We start from the raw sequence: 3173 nt of genomic DNA on the forward strand, positions 1-3173 counted from the left end.
CTGGGGCTCCGCCGGACGCCGCCCAGCCCCCGTCGGCCGTCCAGGCGCCGCCCCCGGCGGAGCCCCAGGCCGAGAAGTCCGGTTCCAAGAAGCTGCTCGGCATCGTGGGCGCGATCGTCGTGTTCCTGGTCGTCGCGGGCCTCAAGTTCGGCATCGGCTCGGCGATCGGCAACTTCTTCAACAAGGACGAGACCGCTGAGGCCAAGGTCGGCGACTGCATCGCCGAGCTGCCCGAGGTGACCGGCACCAAGGAGGAGAAGGTCGACGGCGCGAAGGTCGTCGAGTGCACCTCCACCGACGCCGTCTACAACGTGGTCGGCCGCGTCGACGGGCAGACCCAGGCGCAGGCCCGCTCCGGCGAGGCGTGCGGGCAGTACATCAAGGAGGGCCAGGAGGGCTACGTCTACTACAGCATCGAGCCGGGCAAGACCGGCTACCTGCTGTGCCTGACGAAGAAGGCCTGATCCCCCGCCACGACAGGACCGCCGACGGCGGCGCGGACATCGTCCGCGCCGCCGTCGGCGTCCGTGGCTAGGGCGTAGACAGGAGGTGTATGCCACTGTTCCGGCGTCTTCCCCGGGGCGCTCACGGCGTGGCAGGCTACCGACACGTAGCAACACTGTGCGACCAGCCAACGATGACTGACCGCTAGGAGGACGGCCGATGGGCGAGATGGTGAGCTACCGCGGCAACGGGGGGACGAGCGAGGGGTATCTCGCGATACCCTCCGGCGGTGCGACCAGCCCTGCGGTCATCGTCATCCAGGACTGGTGGGGCCTGGTGCCGCACGTCCGGGCGGTCGTGGACCGCTTCGCCGAGGCCGGTTTCGTCGCCCTCGCCCCGGACTTCCGCCACGGCGGCCCGGCCAGCAAGCCGAGTGAGCCCCGGCAGATGCTGAACAGCCAGCAGATGGACGAGGCGGCGGCGGACATCGCCGGCGCGGCCGACTACCTCGCCAGCCGGCCCGAGGTCGCCGGCAAGGTGGGCTGTGCGGGCTTCTGCGCCGGGGCGAGCCTGGCCCTCTGGGCGGCGACCCGGTCCGAGCGGATCGTCGCCACCACCGCCTTCTACCCCCGACTGCCGTGGGACGGGATGCGCCCCGAGTGGCCCGACTACGCGGGCAAGGCGGCGCTCATCCACTGCTCCGAAGAGGACGGCACCTCCGCTGCCGACGGCGTACGCACCGTCCGCCGCGCCATCGAGACCTCCGGCGGCACCTGCCAGGTCCACGACTACCCCGGCACCTCGCACGCCTTCTTCAACGAGGACCGGCCGGAGAACTTCGACCAGCGCGCCGCCGCCACCGCCTGGGCCCGCACCCTCGAACTCTTCCGGGCCAAGCTTGGCTGAGCCCCGTACGCCCGACGAGGTGGTCGCCCGCGCCGCGCGGGCGACCGGCCTGGCCGACCTCGACGCCGCCGTCAGCGACTGCTTCGCCTGCCCGCGGCTGGTGCGGTGGCGCGAGGAGGTGGCCCGCGTCCGCCGGGCGGCCTTCCGGGACCAGGAGTACTGGGGCCGGCCGGTGCCCGGCTTCGGCGTCCCCGACGCGCGCATCGCCATCCTCGGACTGGCGCCCGCCGCGCACGGCGGCAACCGCACGGGCCGCATCTTCACCGGCGACCGGTCCGGCGACGTCCTGTTCGCCGCGTTGCACCGGGCCGGGCTGGCCAACCAGCCGACCAGCGTCGCCGCCGACGACGGGCTGGCCCTGCGCGACCTGCGAATCTTCTCCGCCGTGCGCTGCGCCCCGCCGGACAACAAGCCCACCCCCGAGGAACGGGACACGTGCGCGCCGTGGCTGCACCGCGAGGTGGCGCTGATCCGGCCCACCCTGCGCGTCGTGGTCGCGCTGGGAGCGTTCGCCTGGGCCTCGTGGTGGCCGGTGCTGCGCCAGGTGTACGGTCTGCGCCCGCCCAGCCCGCGACCGGCGTTCGGCCATGGGGCACACTGGTCCGGCACGGGCGCACCGGCGCTGCTCGGCTGCTACCACGTCAGCCAGCAGAACACCTTCACCGGGCGGCTGACACCAGGGATGCTGGACGATGTGTTCGCCCGGGCGAAGCAACTGGCCGGGGCGGACTGAGGCGTGGGGGCGGTGGCGATGACGGACGGAACGCGTCGAGTCGTGGGACACGCCCCGGCGACCCGGAGGTAGCCCTCGATGGAATTCAGCGCCCTGCGCAGGTGGTGGCCGGTCGCGGCGGTGGTGCTCCTGCTGGCCGTCGCCGCGTTCTCGTCCGCCCACTCGTCGATCGGCGCCAGTCGGATCCCGCCCGCCGCCGACAGCATCCCGTACGTGCCGGAATATCCGAGCGCCGAGCCGGCCGAGTCGATCCCCGTCGAACCAAGGGACGCCGGCCAGGCCACCCAGGCGTCGATCCCGCAGTGGATCGCCACCGTCGCCATCGTACTGCTCGGGCTGGCGATCCTCGTCGTCTTCGGCTATCTCACCTGGACGTTGGTCCGGGGCGCGATACGCCGCACCACCCGGGCGCTGCCAACGCAGCGGTCCCGGCGGACACCCGAGGGCACCGCCCGCGAGGTGGCCGCCGCCCTCGACGCCGGCCTGGAGGAGTTGGACGACCGCGACACCGATCCGCGTACGGCGGTGATCGCCTGCTGGGTGCGCCTGGAGCAGGCCGCCGCCGGGGCCGGCGTGCCCCGGCTGGCCGGCGACACCCCCACCGACCTGGTCACCCGGCTGCTGCGGGGCGACCCGTCGGTGGGCATCCCGGCCATCGCCAGCGCCGACGTGCTGGCCGAGTTCGCCCACGTCTACCGCGAGGCCCGCTACGCCACCCGTGAGGTCGACGAGCGCACCCGCGACCAGGCCCGGGCGGCGCTGCGCCGGCTGCGCGGCGAGTTGACCGTCGTGGTCGCCGACGACACGGAGGTGCCGGCGTGACCGGGGCACCCACCGGCGTGACCGGGGCGCGGCCGGCGCCCGCCCGACGTGGCGAGGTGACGCCGTGAGCAGCACCAGCATCGACGACCTGCTGAGCGTCGAGGACGAGCGACCGGCACGCGCCGAGCCCCGGCGGGGCGGGCGGGTCGGTCGGGTGCTCCGTCCCCTGGCCGGTGTCGCGGCCGTCGTGATCGTGCTGGTCGCCGGCCTGCGCCTGGTGGGCCTGCGGGTCTCGCTGCCGATCCTCGTGGCCGGGGTGGTCGCGCTG

The 3173-nt window shown here is 74.0% G+C and carries 4 protein-coding genes and 1 pseudogene; all 5 read left to right on the forward strand.

What is annotated here, in order from left to right:
* On the forward strand, window positions 1-464 hold a 464-nt coding region (locus F6X68_RS31805; RefSeq protein WP_225852555.1), incomplete at its 5' end, for a hypothetical protein.
* Between the two features lie 199 nt (window positions 465-663).
* Complete coding sequence (locus F6X68_RS31810; RefSeq protein ID WP_151457706.1) at window positions 664-1350, forward strand: dienelactone hydrolase family protein; 687 nt, start codon at window positions 664-666, stop codon at window positions 1348-1350.
* 19 nt (window positions 1351-1369) lie between these two features.
* Window positions 1370-2083, forward strand: coding sequence for a uracil-DNA glycosylase (locus F6X68_RS31815; protein WP_151457709.1), 714 nt, complete (start codon window positions 1370-1372; stop codon window positions 2081-2083).
* A gap of 78 nt (window positions 2084-2161) precedes the next feature.
* On the forward strand, window positions 2162-2905 hold the full coding sequence (locus F6X68_RS31820) for a DUF4129 domain-containing protein (RefSeq protein WP_151457707.1): 744 nt from the start codon (window positions 2162-2164) through the stop codon (window positions 2903-2905).
* A gap of 64 nt (window positions 2906-2969) precedes the next feature.
* A pseudogene (locus tag F6X68_RS31825) lies at window positions 2970-3173 on the forward strand (hypothetical protein); the annotation flags it as partial.

Source organism: Micromonospora sp. AMSO12t, from assembly GCF_008806585.1.
GTDB classification, from domain to species: Bacteria; Actinomycetota; Actinomycetes; order Mycobacteriales; family Micromonosporaceae; genus Micromonospora; species Micromonospora reichwaldensis.

What these genes read in the sequence shown, in the direction of transcription:
- F6X68_RS31820 (WP_151457707.1), top strand. Translation starts at nt 2,162, where the DNA reads ATGGAATTCAGCGCCCTGCGCAGGTGGTGGCCGGTCGCGGCGGTGGTG.
- F6X68_RS31810 (WP_151457706.1), top strand. Translation starts at nt 664, where the DNA reads ATGGGCGAGATGGTGAGCTACCGCGGCAACGGGGGGACGAGCGAGGGG.